The sequence below is a fragment of the Pantoea eucrina genome (genome assembly GCF_002095385.1).
GTDB lineage: Bacteria > Pseudomonadota > Gammaproteobacteria > Enterobacterales > Enterobacteriaceae > Pantoea > Pantoea eucrina.
Window position 1 is genome coordinate 173412 of the sequence record NZ_MIPP01000002.1, and the last position, 16283, is coordinate 189694.

Consider the following 16283-nt stretch of genomic DNA (forward strand, 5'->3'; position numbering starts at 1 on the left):
TCCTGAATTCCTTATTCAATCGGATTCACTACCTGTGAATTTGTGTCATGAAGCATGCACGATTTACTGTATGCATGAGAGTCTTTTTTACATAAAAGTGCCTGATGCACCGCCTGAAAAGCCCTCAGCGCGGTTCTGCAGCCCGAAGGCTGTTTTCGGTATTTTTCCTGTCCGAAATACTGACAAATGCCCCTGATAATTCCTGTATATCTGTATGGTTATGCAGTGAAAGCTATTCTCCACGGCTTAGTGCATGCAGATGCCGGAAACGTCCACTTCTGGCACAAAGCGGACAGTGTTTCCTGCCTCACGTATCGTGTTCCGATTAGCCAGAAATATCAGTTTCATTTTCCGGTACGCCAGCTCTGACACGGGTTGCCACCAGACTGGCTGCGAGTATAAAGACGAGGCATAACAGCGCCTGCACCCGAAGGGCAATATGGTTATCAATCAGAACGCCCATGATGACCGGAGAGGCACCACTGGCAAGCACGGTACCCGCCTCAACAGCCGAGCGCACCTTTGCCAGTTGCGCGGGGCCAAACAGCTGTACCCATAGCGCAGTCGCCAGTGTGGACGCAATGGCTGACGATATACCGGTCATGATGAGATAAAACGGCGTGACCCACACGCTGTTACTGAGCCACAGCGCCAGCATGCCAGCGCCCTGCGGCAGCAGAAACCACGGCAACAGACGGCGTGGCGTCAGCCGGTCTATCAGCGGACCAAATGATAACAGGGAAACCGCCTGCGTTATCGCGTAAGCAATAAACCACCCTGCAACCCACGACAGCGCCCATCCTTTCTCCTCTGCCAGACGCGCCTGATGGAAAAAGAACCCTGTGGTGATGAAAGGTGACGCCAGCACTGCGGGCAGAGCAAAAAGCAGATTCCGGTTCTTCCATACTGACGCTTCGCGAACCTTCTCTGCGCCCCGCTTTCTGAACGTCCGCAGCGGCTTTTCGGCAGCGCGCGGAAGGCAGCTGACAGCCAGCGCAACGCCGGCCACCAGAACCGCAGCGTTTATCAGCCAGGCAGTGCGCCATCCCGTCAGAGCGTTAATCTGCACGGCAGCCAACGGAAACAGCGCCTGTGCGAGCGACAGGCCCAGTGCGATAGCACCCAGTGCCTTGCCAGCATCAAGCGGAAACTGGCGCGCAGTCGCCGTCAGGGCGGTATGCACCATCAGGCCTTGTCCGCCGAGGCGAAGCAGGTAAAAGCCTGCACAGAGCGTCCATGCCGCCTGCGCACCGGAGACGAGCAGGCACGCCGTTATCAGCAGCAGGGTAACGGCCAGGGTGAATCGACGGGTAGTGGTGTAGTCAATCAGCCGGCCCGCCCATGTCAGGGTGACGGCACTCATCACGGTGCCCGCGGCATAAAGGCCGCCCAGTCCGCCGTCGCTGAGCCCGAATGCCTGACGCAGGTCCTGCCCGTAAAGCGATACGAAGTAAGTCTGTCCAAAACTCGACATGGCCATCAGTATCGCGCCAAAGGCGAGATGACTGCCGTGCTGATACATAAAGCGAAACAGCTGACGCATGGTATTCCCTGAGCACGGCTGACAAAGGCGCCGCACAAATGAACTGCTCCGGGACTTGTGTTCCGGAGGCTCGTTATGAAAAGGGTCTGCGATTGCAGGCCCGTAACGTTTACCGCAGCATCAGCAGCGGATAACGGCTTTCAGCCAGCATCGCCGTGGTGTGACTGCCGATAAAGAAGCAGCGCAGCCGGGAGTGTCCCCAGGCTCCCATCACGATCAGGTCCGTTCCGTTCTCCTGCGCGTAACGGCACAGCCCGCGCGAGACGGATTCATCCTGTATCAGCCGTGACTCTGCATCAATGCCGGCTGCCTGCAGGATGTGCTGCGCATCATGGAGTGAAGCATCGTCGCCGTTCACCATCACAACATGGCAGGCCAGGCCGCGAAGCAGCGGGCTCACGGTCAGCCGGGTCAGGTTTCGGCGGCTGGCCTCGCTGCCATCCCAGGCAAAAAGTACCCGGGATGGCGCAATAAACGTTTCCGGCACAACCAGCACGGGCGCTTTCTGCAGGCGGATGACGCTTTCCAGCTGGCTGCCCACCGTATGTTCTGCGCCCCGTCGTCCGAGCACCATCAGCCTGACGTCATCCAGCCCGGCAAGGATTTCGTCCAGTGCGCCGTGCATCTGCAGCTGGCGTACCTCCGGGCGTCCCGCCCGGGCCAGCCGTTCAGCACAGCCGGCCAGAATAGTTTTCCCCTGCGCCATAAGCAGGCGGCTGCGCTCACCCTCTACGCGCACAAGCGCTTCGGTCAGCAGCTCTTTGCTGTCGATGCCAATGCTGCCGCTCAGGTCAGAGACGGCCGGATGACCGTCTTTTTCCAGCACGTGCAGCAGGGCCAGCGGCGCGGAAAGGCCGGCGGCGGCCCACGCCGCGTAGTCACAGACTGGCCCGGTTGACGGCGAACCATCCACGCAGGCCACAACGGTATTGTTCATAGCTGTAACTCCTGTCAGTTAGTGACCGCCCATCAGTTTTTCCGCTTCTTCCGGCTTGTCATGCACGCCGAAGCGGTCAACGAGGGTACGGGTGGCGTCGTTCATGCCCGGTATTTCTACCTCAGCGCCTTCGCGGCGGAACTTAATTACCGCCCTGTCCAGTGCGCTAACGGCGGTGATGTCCCAGAAGTGGGCGTGCGTGACGTCAATGACCACGCGCTCTGCCGCTTCCCTGAAGTCAAAGTGGCTCATAAAGCGATCGGCGGAGGCAAAAAAGACCTGGCCGGTCACGGTATAGATCCGTGTCTCACCCTCCCGTGACGATCTGACCGTCATAAAGCGTGCTACCTTAGTGGCAAAGTTCAGCGAAGCAATCAGCACCCCGGTCAGCACGCCGAAGGCCAGGTTGTCGGTGGCCACCACCACGACCACGGTTGCCAGCATGACCACGCTGGTCGAGAGCGGATGGCGGCGCAGGTCGGTGATGGATCGCCAGGAGAAGGTGCCGATGGAGACCATGATCATCACCGCGACCAGCGCCGCCATCGGGATCTGCGACACCTGATCGCGGAGGAAAATAATCAGACAGAGCAGCACCAGCCCGGCCGTCAGGGTGGAGAGGCGCCCGCGCCCGCCGGATTTTACGTTAATCACCGACTGACCAATCATGGCGCAGCCCGCCATGCCGCCGATAAACGCCGTGCAGACGTTGGCGATGCCCTGCGCCTTGCACTCGCGGTTTTTATCGCTCGGGGTATCGGTCATGTCGTCCACGATAGTGGCGGTCATCATTGACTCCAGCAGTCCCACCACGGCGAGACCGGCAGAGTAAGGCAGGATAATCAGCAGCGTATCCAGGTTCAGCGGAATGTCCGGAATGAGGAACACCGGCAGGCTGTCGGGCAGTTTGCCCATGTCGCCCACGGTACGCACATCCAGGTGCAGCCACATGGAGATGGCCGTCAGCACCACGATGCAGACCAGCGGGGAGGGAATGGTTTTATTGAGGTATGGAAAAAGATAGATGATGGCCAGGCCGGCGGCGGTAAGCGCATAAACGTGCCAGGTCACGTTGGTCAGCTCCGGCAGTTGCGCCATGAATATCAGAATAGCCAGCGCATTGACGAAGCCCGTCACGACCGAGCGCGACACGTAGCGCATCAGACTGCCAAGCCTCAGGTAGCCGGCAGCCAGCTGCAGCAGGCCGGTTAGCACTGATGCCGCCAGCAGATACTGCAGGCCGTGATCTTTCACCAGGGTTATCATCAGCAGCGCCATGGCACCGGTGGCCGATGAAATCATGGCGGGACGTCCGCCAAAGATGGCCATCACCACGGGAATACAGAACGCCGAGTAGAGGCCGACCTGCGGGTCGACTCCGGCAATGATGGAAAACGCGATCGCTTCAGGAATGAGCGCGAGCGCGACGACAATACCGGCGAGCACGTCACCACGGACGTTGCCCAGCCAGTCCTTACGCGTCGAGGACAGCAGCATAGTAATTTCTCAGATTTTAGATACAGTCAGCCCGTGAGGGCAAAAAATTCAGGGACGAAAAAGCACATCCGCAGACGGGATGTTTTTGAGTGCGCGACTGAAACTACTCAGTGCGACAGGGGAGGATGACGACTCAGGGTGGCGTAAGACGCATGATTTTTGAGTTCTCCTTTACGGCAAAAGGATGCCTTCAGGACTGCAATAAGCCAGCGAAACCCGGCGCGGGGCACTGACGGCGAAGCCTGTCCCTCTCAGGACAGGCACTAAACTATAAACAAAAACGGTGAGAGGTCAACGTTTCAGTAAGCGGAAAAGGGCTGCGAACAGCGGTACCAGCGCGTATATTAACCATGTCTGCGCATGTCACCGCAGAAACACATGGAATCAGCCTGGTATTTATATATGAATTTATGCATATGTATTGACGGCATTTGCGCGTAAAGTCACACTGGCTTTTTACGCCAGCTACCCGGAGTTATCATGCCTCAGCTTTTTCCTCTTCAGCTTTTTAAGGGGCTGTCTGACGAAACGCGTTTAAAGCTTGTCCTGCTTTTGCGTGAAAAAGGTGAACTCTGTGTATGCGAGCTGACGCTGATACTGAAAGAGAGCCAGCCCAAAGTATCCCGGCATCTTGCGCTACTCAGAGACAGCGGCCTGCTTATCGACAGGCGTGACGGCAAATGGATCCATTACCGGCTGTCCCCTCACATGCCCGCCTGGGCTGCAGCCGTGATTGAACAGGCTTATCTGTGTCAGCAGGATGACATCCAGCATCTTAGCCGGCAGGCTGAGCGGGACAACGCTACGACCAATGGCAAACCTGTCTGCATTTAAAAATTTACCTATACATATATGCTTTTCCATATTTAACGTTTCTGGTTGCGCTGTGCTTATTCTGTGAGGTGCAGTAGTGAAGGAGGGACTATGTTTCTGGCAGGTGCAATTTTTGTTCTGACGCTGGTGCTGGTTATCTGGCAGCCGAAAGGACTCAGTATTGGCTGGAGTGCTGTTATCGGGGCTGCGCTGGCGCTGCTGACGGGCGTGGTGCATATCGGGGATATTCCAGCGGTCTGGCAGATTGTCTGGAACGCCACGGCCACGTTTATCGCGGTTATCATCATCAGCCTGCTGCTGGATGCATCCGGCTTTTTTGAGTGGGCGGCACTGCATGTTTCCCGCTGGGGAGGCGGCAGAGGCAGGCTGCTGTTCACGTATATTGTTCTGCTGGGCGCGGCGGTGGCGGCGCTGTTCGCCAATGACGGCGCGGCGCTTATCCTCACGCCGATTGTCATCGCCATGCTGCTGGCGCTGGGCTTCAGCCCAGGTGCCACGCTGGCATTTGTGATGGCGGCTGGGTTTATCGCGGACACGTCCAGCCTGCCGCTCATCGTATCGAACCTGGTCAACATCGTAACGGCGGATTTCTTTACGCTGGGCTTTAGCGAATATGCGTCCGTTATGGTGCCGGTGAATATTGCTTCCGTAGTGGCTACGCTGGTAATGCTGCACCTGTTTTTCCGCAAAGATATTCCGGCAGGTTATGACCTGACAAAGCTAAAAATGCCCCGTGACGCTATCCGTGACAGGCGGACCTTCAAAACCGGCTGGCTGGTGCTGATTCTGCTGCTGGCCGGTTTTTTTGCGCTGGAGCCGCTTGGCGTACCGGTCAGCCTGGTTGCGGCAGCGGCGGCCTTCATTCTCTGGCTGGTTGCACGCAAAGGTCACGTTATCGATACCCGTAAGGTGCTGAAAGGTGCACCCTGGCAAATCGTTATCTTCTCGCTGGGCATGTATCTGGTGGTATATGGTCTGCGTAATGCCGGCCTGACGGATGATCTCTCAGCCATTCTGAACCGCTTTGCAGAGCACGGCGTCTGGGGGGCAACGCTGGGTACGGGCTTTCTGACGGCCTTTCTGTCATCGGTCATGAACAACATGCCCACCGTGCTGGTCGGGGCGCTCTCTATTGACGGCAGTACCGCTCAGGGCACGGTAAAAGAGGCAATGATTTACGCGAACATCATTGGCTGCGACCTCGGCCCGAAAATTACCCCGATTGGCAGCCTGGCAACCCTGCTGTGGCTGCACGTTCTGGCGCAAAAAAATATCACTGTTAGCTGGGGCTATTACTTTCGTGTTGGCATCGTGATGACCCTGCCGGTGCTTTTTGTGACGCTGGCCGCGCTGGCCCTGCGCCTGTCTGTTTAAACGTGATCCGGGCTGCGTGCATGCAGCGCCTGTATGGAGTATGACTGATGACTGACATTACTATTTACCACAACCCGGCCTGCGGCACGTCCCGTAACACCCTGGCGCTTATCCGCAATAGTGGCGTGGAGCCAGCAGTGATTTTATATCTGGAGACGCCGCCGACACGCGCTGAGCTGCAGACGCTGATTGCAGATATGGGAATCAGCGTGCGCGCACTGCTGCGCAAAAATACGGAACCGTTTGAGCAGCTGGGTCTGGCAGAGGATCGGTTCAGCGATGACGAACTGCTGGATGCTATGCTGGCTCACCCCATTCTCATTAACCGTCCGGTGGTGGTAACGCCGCTCGGTACAGCGCTCTGTCGTCCGTCTGAAGCCGTTCTGGATATTCTGCCTGATCCACAGAAAGGGGCATTGATGAAAGAAGATGGTGAACAGATTATCGATGAGCACGGAAACCGTATCGGCCACTGACACCCTGGCATTCCGCCAACAGAGCGGGAGAGGCAAAAACAGCTGGCCTTAAACGACGGCGGGAAGGGGTCAGTCTGTGCCTTCATCTTGCTTCCGACCAGAGCACCCGCACGCGCAGTTCTGCAACGGTCGGAGACGTGTCCGGAGCGTTATCAGCGTCAGAAGTTGGTTTTATCAATAACGGCGACGTTATGCTTTCGGATTAATTTCCGTCATCAGCCATTGCTCAAAAGCATGCAGCGCCGTTTCATTTATGCCTGTTGAAGCCGGTTTTATTAAATGAAAGTTTTTGCTGAGTGAAGCAGACTCAGGCCAGGGAGCAATAAGCTCGCCGTTAGTTAACTCTTTTTCGACATATATCCGCGGCACCAGTGCAACGCCCTGTACTGACAGCGCTGCGGCGATAGACATTTCGTGCAGATCATAGCGGACTCCCTGCGCCGGGTTATCAAGTTCAATTCCGGTTTCCTGCGCATAGTACTGCCATGCCTGCGGATTCTGAAGACGGTGAATGCGAGGCAGCTCATTAAGCGGCACGCTCTCTTTTTTGTTCTTCAGAAGTGCCGGATGGCATACAGGCAGCAGCGTTTCCTGAAAAAGAAACTGCATATGCATACCTGCCCATGCCGGATGATCGAAATGTATTACCGCGTCAAAACCACTGCCAGCGAGAATAAAAGGATCTGTTCTGGCGGCGATGTTCACACTAATTTCCGGATACAGGGTATAAAAGCTTTTCAGACGCGGGATTAGCCAGCGGCATGAAAACGTTGGCAGGGCAGCAATCTCCAGAGTCTTACCGCCTTCTGGCACACCTATGACCGATTGCGTATCTCTTTCCAGCCGGTCAAGCGATTCGCGTATTTGATCTGCATAGCGGGCGCCAACTGAATTGAGCGTAACGCGACTTCCGCTGCGATCAAACAATCTGCAGTTTAACATGGACTCAAGGCGGGCTATTTGTCGACTGATTGCGCCTTCGGTAAGTGATAACTCCTGCGCTGCCCGCGCAAAATTTCCATGCCTTGCTGCGGCTTCAAAGGCAAGCATGGCTCGACTGCTGGGAATTTTTCTTAGCATTAATACGGCCTGATTATTGATACAAAATTCTTTACAGTGACAAAATATCATTAATCAGTGAATTAATTTCGATTCAAATCAGGAAAACAGTTGCTTAGCATGATGAAAACACATCAGGCAAGCGGGCGCCTGCCAGCACTATTATGAGGTATGTATGCACGGTGATAGTTTCCCGACCTGTCAGGTTGGCGGTTATCAGGTTATTGCGCTGAGCGATGGCACTATGGCGGCCACGCTTGATCTTCTTTCAGGTATTGACGTCGCAAAGGCTGCAAGTATCCAGTGCGCTGCCGGGATTGAGAGACAGGGTGATATCCATATTAACGGTTATCTCATCCGTGGATATGGACACACTATTCTGGTAGATGCGGGCGCTGGCGGGCAAAACAACGTGGGTGGGAGGCTTAAGGAGAAGCTGACGATGCTCGGCATTCTGCCTGATGTCGTAGACAGGATATTACTGACGCACGGTCATCCCGATCATATCGGCGGTCTGCTGCATGAAAACGGAGAGCCGGTATATAAAAAAGCTGATCTCTATATTCATCCCCTTGAAATTGCGCACTGGCAGGATAATGAAAAACTACAGAGAGCCAGTGAGCGCGGCAAACATAATTTTGCACTGTTCCGAAAAGTCCTGGCCGCCTATGCCGGGAAGATACGCCTGCTTGATGAAAATGAAGTTGTGCAGGGCATTCGCCCTGTATGGCTACCAGGCCATACCCCAGGACACACCGGATTTCATATTCATTCCGATAAAAAAGCGGTGTTAATATGGGGAGATGTCGTTCATTTTCCCTATATTCAGTCAGCAGTTCCCGCTGTTTCAATCATGTTTGATGTCAATCCTCTACAGGCTGAAGAGACAAGGAAAAAAGCGCTGCAACAGGCCGTGGATGACAAACTGATTATTGCCGGTATGCATCTGAACCAGACAGGATTCTGCTGTTTCCAGCGGTCTGGAGATGGGTATCTGCTTTGCAGGTTACATCAGGAATAAAAATACAGGTCACTCCCTGTCCGCTTTAAGCAAAAATCGGACGTTGACGTTGTTTATATAAATCTGGTTGGTGTTTTTTTGCATTAGTTCAGAGACGAAAAATAGTGTGTCGGCGATTTCCCCAGTGCTTTTCTGAACATTGTGATAAATGCGCTGACCGAATCATATCCCAGCGTTCCAGCTACGCGCTGCACGGACTGACCTTCTGCCAGATGGCTTAGAGCAATCATTAAGTGCAACTGCTGACGCCAGCGACCAAAGCTCATTCCTGTCACGTCTCTGACCAGTCTGGCAAGAGATCGTTCGCTGGTTGCAAGATCCGCAGCCCACTGTTTTAACGTTCTCCGGTCATCAGGCACATTAAAAAGTGCCTCAGCCATATACCGGATTTTAGGATGGTCGGATACAGGCAGGTGAAGCGCTTTAACCGGCACATCCGGTATATGTTCCAGCAGTACCGCTGCAAGCCTCGCGGTTTTATCGTCAGGTAAATAAGCATGTTCCTGCTCTGCCAGAAACAGAATCAGCTCGCGGACCAGAGGGGTAATGGCAAGGGTACAGCAGGTTTCCGGCATCGCTGCCGCGCCGGGTTCGATAAACAAAAAGCAGGTGGCCGCATTCTTCGTAACCCGGCAACTGTGAGGTATTTCTCCCGGTACCCAGACAGCATGTCCCGGCGGAACAATCCATAGCGCATCCTGAACCTCACAGCTTACTGCACCGCGTAAAGCGAGAATAAGTTGTCCTTTACGGTGAGCGTGTGGACTCTGCCCGGCATACTCGCCAGACGATAATACATGCAGGGCGACCGCAGCCTGACTGAAAGCATCAGCATCAAACTCATCCGGTGAGGTCACCGGTTTTTTATTAACTGGCATGATTTAGTTATATGTTGTCAGGTTATCTATATTCTGTAACTTATACCTCCTTTAAAGTCTTTCTTTTTTTAGAGAAAGCAGAATCTATGTCCCGCATTACGAACAAGTGGTCTTTTGTCATACTTGTGACCGGCATCCTCTTTATCGCCATTAACCTGCGTGTTCCTTTTACCGCTATCGCACCCGTTTTAGAGTCCATTCGCCATGATTTTGGGCTAAGTATCACAGCCATTGGGTTACTTAACTCGCTGCCTTTGCTGGCCTTTGCCGCTTTTTCCCCCCTGAGCGCATCCATTTCCCGCAAGTACGGCCTGGAACGAACCCTTTTTGGTGCCCTGATCGTGATTTCAGCGGGCATTCTGCTTCGCTCCACAGCCAGTGTCTGGGCGCTTTATGCCGGAACAGTATTGATAGGTATCGGGATTGCCCTGGGCAATGTCCTGCTGCCTGGCCTTATCAAGCGTGACTTTTCTGACAGGATGGCTTCCGTAACAGGGGCCTATTCCATCACCATGGGCGCGGCTGGTGCCATTGGCTCTGCCATTGTCATTCCTCTGACGCAGCGCTGGGGCTGGAACATCGCGTTAGCCATGCTGGTTTTTGCACCACTCTTTGCGCTGTTTTTATGGTTGCCCCAGTTAGCGAAGAAGCATCAGCTGCCAGCAGCGGGTGAGAAAAAAGCAGCGACCGTCGCGGTCTGGCGCTCGCCTCTGGCATGGCAGGTCACCCTGTTTATGGGCCTGAATGCGATGCCGTTTTATGTGGCGGTCGGCTGGCTGCCTGCCATTCTGACGGACAGTGGACTCTCTTCCGTTCAGGCTGGTGAGGTACACGGCATCCTTCAGCTGACCACTGCCATACCCGGCCTGATTCTGGCAGCCACGCTGCGTCGTCTTAACGATCAGAAATTAGCTGCTGCTGGCGTCAGCCTGTTAACCGCGGTGTCCTTTATCGGCATCCTGTATCTGCCGAATCTGGCCATGCTGTGGGCGGGGCTTCTCGGCTTCGGCTCAGGTGCCAGCATGATGCTGGGTCTGACCTTCATCGGACTGCGTACTAAAAACGTCGATGATGCTGCCGCGTTGTCAGGCATGGCACAGAGTGTCGGTTATCTGATGGCGGCGATGGGACCGCTGTTGCTGGGCAAAGTGCAGGAGCTGTCCGGAGGCTGGACGATGCCATTACTGATGACCGCAGCAATCGCAGTCGCAGGCGCCTGCACCGGAATGGCTGCCGGACGCAACGCTCACCTGGAACCTGCACAGCAGCCGGGCTAAATTCACCGATACAGCAGGGGAAACGATCGGGTCCTCTGCTGAGGGTGCTGTTGATTATTGTTCTAAAGGCGCTTCCTGTTACCGGCGCCCTCTTTTACCGGAAAGATTGCTTCTCACCTGCGCCTTCGTTAAAAAGTCCGGAAACCCAGTCAGCAAAAGCACGCACGGCGGGAGAAAGAAAACGCTGATGCGGATAGAGCATCGTCACCGGCACGGAGGGGGGCTGCCAGTCCGCCAGAACTTCGACCAGTTTGCCTTGCTGCAGATCCTTCGAAATCACATTCTCAGCAAGCTGTGCCAGCCCAAATCCCTCAAGACACAGTCTAATGTAGAGTCCCGTTTCGTTGACGGCTGCATTCCCCTCCACCGGAACAGAGAGGGTCTCAGCGCCTTGTGTAAAACGCAGTTCATTAGTGCGTCTTCCCGAACCGGAAAAGTAATGAATCGCCCGATGCTGTGACAACGTTTCAGGCGTTTCAGGAACACCGAACTCCCTGAGATAGTCCGGTGAGGCACAGGTCACCCAGCGAAACCGGCCAAGCGGACGGGCAACCAATGTAGAGTCAGTTAATTCACCGGTTCGTATGACGCAATCCACCCCTTCCTGCACAAGATCGACCTGCCGATCGCTCACACCAATCATCAGGTAAATATCCGGATAAAGCCGGTAAAAGTTTTTCAGGTTTGGCATGACGATGAAATGGGCGATCCCACCAGGCATATCAACCCGCAGCCGCCCCCGGGGACGGCTGATGGAATCACTCAGGCTGGATTCGCTATGTTCAATCAGCGACAGGATTTCCCGGCATTGCGCCAGATACTGCAGACCTTCAGGAGTAAGGCTGACCCGTCTTGTCGTGCGGTTCAGCAGACGTACCTGCAGGTACTTCTCCAGGTTTTTGATCGTGCTGGTAACAGTCGAAGAAGGCAGTGACAGCGTTTCTGCCGCGCGCACAAAACTTCCGGCTTCAGCAATCCGCATGAAAATCTGCATAGCCTGAATCCGATCCATCATCCTTTCCCTGAGTAAAAACTGAGTCTGATTATTCGCGAATTATGAATGATAAAAACGGTTTAGACATCTTTTTAAGGTTAATAGCGTCGCGTATCGTTTCCTTATTGATTAGGAAAGAGGCGGGTTAATGACCGATTACATCAGAAATATTGTTAACAATCAGAATGTCACGTTACAGGCTACGTTGATTCGTGGCGCGACGATACTGAGTATGGACGAGAGCGTCGGCAACATGGAGCGCGGTGACATCCTCATCAACGGCTCAACGATTACCGCCGTGGGTCAGAACCTTGACGCACCAGGTGCTCACGTCATTGATGCCACAAATATGATTGCCATGCCGGGGATGGTCGATTCTCATCGTCACGCCTGGGAAGGTCAGCTGCGTCGCATCAACCCTAACGCAACCTGTCTGGACGACTATAGCAATGCGACGCACTTTTCATTCGCCAGATATTACCGCCCGGAAGATATCTATGTCGGTAATCTTCTGACGGCGCTGGGCGCGATTGATGCGGGTATCACCACGATGATTGATAACTCACACAACAGCCGGACCGCAGCACACGCCGATGCCGCCGTTGAAGCCCTGCTTGATGCCGGTATTCGCGCTATCCATGCTTCCGGCGCGCCGGTGGCCGGTGAATGGGATAAGGCGCACTGGCCTGGCAACTGGCAGCGTCTGCAGGAAAAATATTTCAGGGATAATCCTGAGAGTCTTGTGACGCTGGGCGTCATGGCCCAGCTGGAGCCGGAATTGTGGGCTGAGGCCCGCAGGCTGGGGCTGCCGATTGTCACCGAGTTCTTTGGTGCTGAAATGGCCTCCGAACTCGATTCACTGCATCAGCAGGGTCTGCTTGGCCCGGACAATATTTTCAACCACTGCACAGCCCTGCCAGATAAGGGATGGGAGATTCTGCGCGCCGCCGGTGTCCGGGTCAACGTCTGCCCGCGCTCAGATTCGCACTATGGGATCGAAAGCGGGATGTTCGCCATTGAAGCCGCGCAGCGTCATGGCATCAATCCTGGCCTTAGCGTGGACAATGAAACGTCTTACAGCACCGACATGTTTATGGAAATGCGAGTGGCGTTCTATTTGCAGCGTGTGATGGGTATGCATAAGCAGCACTGCTGTGATTCCGGACATTCGCTGACAACGCTTCCGGCTGCGCAGCTGCTTAAATCGGCAACCGTTGATGGCGCGGTTTGTGCCGGGCTGCAGGATAAAATCGGGAGCCTGACGCCAGGCAAACAGGCAGATTTGATCTTGATTAACGCGGCTGACCTCAACCTTTATCCCAACGGAAATGCGTTTGGCACGGTGGTACATGCTGCTGAACGCAGCAACATTGATACCGTGATGATCGGCGGGCGCATCGTCAAGCAAAACGGCAAAGTGCTGGGTGTGGACAGCAAGCACCTTCGCGCCGCCATCGATGAATCACGTGAGCACCTTTTTGCCGCAGCAGGGTATCAGCCAGACATCTTTGCGGAAAAATTCCTGCCGCTGGTTCAGGCAAACTGACAGAGACAGACAGCATGAGCGCGATTTATTACGTGATAGCGTTTGCGGCAGGTCTGGGGATTACGCTTCAGACGACCCTGAACAGTCAGCTCGCAAAAGGGCTCGGCGGGGATCCTGTCACCGCCGCGTGGTTTTCCTTTACGGTCGGAGCGTTCAGCCTCGGAATATACTCGCTGCTGCGTGGGGGGCTCTTCATCTCCCTTGCAGCTATTCCTTCGCAGCCTGTGTGGAGCCTGGCGGGCGGACTGATCGGTGCCTGTGCATTATTCAGCTATGTCGTGCTCGCACCCAAAATTGGTTTTTCAGCCCTGCTTGGACTGGCGATTGTCGGACAGCTACTCTCATCGCAGATCATCGACCATTTTGCCCTGATGGGCGCGGTAAGGCGGCCAGTCTCGTTGCTGAAGCTGGGAGGAGTGCTGGTCATGCTGACCGGGCTCGCCATCATGCTTTTCGGCGACCGGCTCTCTGCACGTTTTCTGCAGTAATGCCTTTATTCACGTTTAGCAACCCGCAGTGGAATGCTGAATGGGGAGGGAACCGTGTTATCCGTTACCACCCGGATGGGACCACCGACACTATTCTGACCTCACCTGGGATCCAGTGCACCTGCCCGACACTTGCCGGTGAGAGGTTTACCCGTCTCTATTGCACCACTGCTTCTGTGGGACTTACTGTGCAGTCTGAATATGACGGTGTACTGCTCAAAGCTAAATCTGATGTCAGCCCCGGATTATCTGAAAACCGCTTTGCTGCACATACATTCCATCAGCTTTGATACTGATAAAACTTTGACAGTTCAGGCTCAAAGGCAATATCCGCTTCTGGCACAAAGCGGACGGGCGGCATTAAAAAACTCGCTTTGAGCGAGAAGCGGACGTCAGGATCGTGACAAACGGGTAGCTTTGCCCTATTAAATATAATCATGCTGTTATGAATCGGCCTCTGAGTCCCGCCTCATGAGAAACCCGTTAACGTATAGCGAAGCGGTGTCCGCTGCCTGTTTGCTGAACCCGCAGCTTTCAGCGCCGCCGCCTCTCATCCCGATTCGAACATACATTACGCAGCTATATTATAGCTTGCTAACTATATCCATACAGCGCAGATCTGTCCGGGTAAGACCTGATGGGAAGAGACTTTTTCTGACAAGAGTAAGGCCGCGTTTTTATAAAAAGATTGTGCATTCGACGCTGAAAATAAGGCTAATGTCTCCAACGCCTGTCTGCGTGCCTCATTTTAGATAGCGTTGATAACCAGGCTGCCAAAACCGTTACCAAAGTACTCTGTCAAAGTGAACACAGCGTCAACGCTTCAGCAGAAGCGGCGAGTCTGTCCTTCAGGGCTGTTGCTTACTGGTCTTGTACAAGCCTGTTATCCAAACTTAACTTAACGTCTCTGTTGCGAATCGAAGAGTTCTCAAAGTATAACAACTCATCAGGTCGGAAATTCTTAAGCGAGCAACAGGTAATAATCCATGATTTCTAAGTCTAATGCTGAGCATTATGTATGGGGTGATAAGTGCGATGGTTGGTATCTGGTAAACAGACAAGATATGCTGGTTATTCATGAAAAGATGCCCCAAAAACGTGTGAAAAGCGACACTAACACTCCATATCCAGGCAGTTTTTTTTCGTTCTGGATGGGGTTCTGACCATGGAACTGGAAGGGAAAGAGCATCGTATCGTTGCTCAGCAGGGCATTGAGATTCCCCCTGGCTCAAAACATCAGGCCAGAAATGGCACTGATGCTGCGGTCGAGTTTATCGTCATCTCCCATCCAACACTGCGTGGAGATCGTACAGACCTTACCGGGCAGTAATTTAACGAAGAGTGTCTGGCTGCGTTGCTCAAAACACCGCCGAGCCATTTCTTCAAACCCTTTTGCCGCACTTTTTTCATTTCAGCCAGAATAGTGAATTGCCAGGTCAATCATGGTTTTTTCTTACTGTGTATATCCAGTGGAGCAATAGCCTGTTGCAGATGTTCCAGAAACGCCTTTACTTTTATCTGCAGGTATTTTTTGCCGGAATAGAGCGCATATAGCACCAAATCTTCGGGCTGGCGGTTGCAGGTGATTTTAACGAGGGAACCGTTATTCACTTCTGACTCACAGGCATGATGAGGCAAAATGGCAAAACCCACTCCTTTCATTGCAGCGGCTTTAGCCATCTGTCCGCTGTTCACCTTGTAGCCGGACTGCACCTGAACGGTATGGCCGTGTTCAAATCTCCACGGCATTCCCTGAAGTACCGACATACTGGTAATGCAGGGGAGTTTGGTCAGTTCATCAATAGATTGCGGTAAGGGATAACGTTCCAGAAGTGTCGGGGCCGCGACCACACAGCTCGGCCAGCGAAGGATCTCCCTCGCAACCCAGCTGGAGTCCTTCAGTGGCCCACGCCCAAAGCGTAATATCAGATCAAAGCCGTCCAGCAGGCCTTCTGTTGGATCCAATTGCGTGTCACAGCTGAGCTGGATTTGAGGATGCCTGATGCAGAAGTCAGCGAGGATATCTGCCATGAATGGCAGATCTGGTGTAATGATCTTCAGGTGCCCTGTCAGTGAATCACCAGACAGGGCAGCTTCTTGCAAAGCATGATCTAATCCGTGAGTCAGCGGAGTAATGGATTGATATAGCTGTCTGCCGGCTGCGGTTGGCATTATTCTGCGCGTTGTACGCTCCAGCAGACGCACATGAAGGAGTTGTTCCAGTAAAGCCACATGTCGGCTGACATTAGACGATGGCAACTGAAGCTGCTCTGACGCGCGCTTAAAACTCAGCTTTTCATAAACAACCTGAAAGCTGATCAACCACTGCAATTCACATTTTTCAATCATCAATTATCCC

At 54.0% G+C, this 16283-nt stretch carries 15 protein-coding genes and 1 pseudogene; 9 read left to right on the top strand and 7 right to left on the bottom strand.

The features are described 5' to 3' along the window. Nucleotides 1–325: 325 nt before the first annotated feature. From HA43_RS02200 to HA43_RS02210, 3 genes are all read right to left on the bottom strand, one after another. Nucleotides 326–1543, bottom strand: a complete 1218-nt coding sequence (locus HA43_RS02200; protein ID WP_071668278.1) for an MFS transporter — start codon at nucleotides 1541–1543, stop codon at nucleotides 326–328. Between the two features lie 109 nt (nucleotides 1544–1652). Then, complete coding sequence (locus tag HA43_RS02205) at nucleotides 1653–2480, bottom strand: universal stress protein (RefSeq protein WP_094110842.1); 828 nt, start codon at nucleotides 2478–2480, stop codon at nucleotides 1653–1655. 18 nt (nucleotides 2481–2498) lie between these two features. Further along, nucleotides 2499–3977, bottom strand: a complete 1479-nt coding sequence (locus tag HA43_RS02210) for a SulP family inorganic anion transporter (RefSeq protein ID WP_084798731.1) — start codon at nucleotides 3975–3977, stop codon at nucleotides 2499–2501. A 480-nt stretch (nucleotides 3978–4457) separates the two neighbouring features. On the opposite strand from HA43_RS02210, the gene HA43_RS02215 reads away from it, so the two are divergent. The 3 genes from HA43_RS02215 (at nucleotide 4458) to arsC (ending at nucleotide 6661) form a co-directional block, all read left to right on the top strand. Beyond that, nucleotides 4458–4811, top strand: coding sequence for a metalloregulator ArsR/SmtB family transcription factor (locus tag HA43_RS02215; RefSeq protein ID WP_065647628.1), 354 nt, complete (start codon nucleotides 4458–4460; stop codon nucleotides 4809–4811). A gap of 90 nt (nucleotides 4812–4901) precedes the next feature. After that, nucleotides 4902–6185, top strand: a complete 1284-nt coding sequence (locus tag HA43_RS02220; protein WP_094110843.1) for an arsenic transporter — start codon at nucleotides 4902–4904, stop codon at nucleotides 6183–6185. Between the two features lie 47 nt (nucleotides 6186–6232). Next, entirely contained in the window at nucleotides 6233–6661 is a 429-nt protein-coding gene (gene arsC / locus HA43_RS02225; RefSeq protein WP_065647630.1) for a glutaredoxin-dependent arsenate reductase, read from the top strand. Between the two features lie 189 nt (nucleotides 6662–6850). On the opposite strand, the gene HA43_RS02230 is transcribed toward arsC, so the two are convergent. Then, entirely contained in the window at nucleotides 6851–7741 is an 891-nt protein-coding gene (locus HA43_RS02230; protein ID WP_071668281.1) for a LysR substrate-binding domain-containing protein, read from the bottom strand. A 154-nt stretch (nucleotides 7742–7895) separates the two neighbouring features. Between HA43_RS02230 and HA43_RS02235 the strand changes: the two genes are divergently transcribed. Next, on the top strand, nucleotides 7896–8741 hold the full coding sequence (locus HA43_RS02235) for an MBL fold metallo-hydrolase (RefSeq protein WP_094110844.1): 846 nt from the start codon (nucleotides 7896–7898) through the stop codon (nucleotides 8739–8741). 83 nt (nucleotides 8742–8824) lie between these two features. Here HA43_RS02235 and HA43_RS02240 read toward each other — a convergent pair whose 3' ends face one another. Further along, complete coding sequence (locus HA43_RS02240; RefSeq protein ID WP_071668283.1) at nucleotides 8825–9619, bottom strand: AraC family transcriptional regulator; 795 nt, start codon at nucleotides 9617–9619, stop codon at nucleotides 8825–8827. Nucleotides 9620–9705: 86 nt separating this feature from the next. Here HA43_RS02240 and HA43_RS02245 point away from each other — a divergent pair, with 86 nt between their 5' ends. Further along, entirely contained in the window at nucleotides 9706–10896 is a 1191-nt protein-coding gene (locus HA43_RS02245; protein ID WP_094110845.1) for a CynX/NimT family MFS transporter, read from the top strand. A gap of 94 nt (nucleotides 10897–10990) precedes the next feature. On the opposite strand, the gene HA43_RS02250 is transcribed toward HA43_RS02245, so the two are convergent. Further along, entirely contained in the window at nucleotides 10991–11908 is a 918-nt protein-coding gene (locus HA43_RS02250; protein ID WP_071668284.1) for a LysR family transcriptional regulator, read from the bottom strand. Between the two features lie 130 nt (nucleotides 11909–12038). Between HA43_RS02250 and HA43_RS02255 the strand changes: the two genes are divergently transcribed. From HA43_RS02255 to HA43_RS02270, 4 genes and pseudogenes are all read left to right on the top strand, one after another. Next, the gene (locus HA43_RS02255) at nucleotides 12039–13436 is read left to right on the top strand and encodes an amidohydrolase family protein (protein ID WP_071668285.1); all 1398 of its coding nucleotides are present in this window, start codon (nucleotides 12039–12041) and stop codon (nucleotides 13434–13436) included. A gap of 14 nt (nucleotides 13437–13450) precedes the next feature. Further along, entirely contained in the window at nucleotides 13451–13924 is a 474-nt protein-coding gene (locus tag HA43_RS02260) for a DMT family transporter (protein WP_094110846.1), read from the top strand. Next, complete coding sequence (locus HA43_RS02265) at nucleotides 13924–14214, top strand: SMP-30/gluconolactonase/LRE family protein (protein WP_223811793.1); 291 nt, start codon at nucleotides 13924–13926, stop codon at nucleotides 14212–14214. The genes HA43_RS02260 and HA43_RS02265 overlap by 1 nt, the downstream gene beginning before the upstream one ends. Nucleotides 14215–14910: 696 nt before the next feature. Beyond that, nucleotides 14911–15254: pseudogene (locus tag HA43_RS02270) on the top strand (cupin domain-containing protein). Nucleotides 15255–15364: 110 nt separating this feature from the next. On the opposite strand, the gene HA43_RS02275 reads toward HA43_RS02270, so the two are convergent. Continuing rightward, nucleotides 15365–16273, bottom strand: coding sequence for a LysR family transcriptional regulator (locus HA43_RS02275; RefSeq protein ID WP_169713296.1), 909 nt, complete (start codon nucleotides 16271–16273; stop codon nucleotides 15365–15367). Nucleotides 16274–16283: the final 10 nt, after the last annotated feature.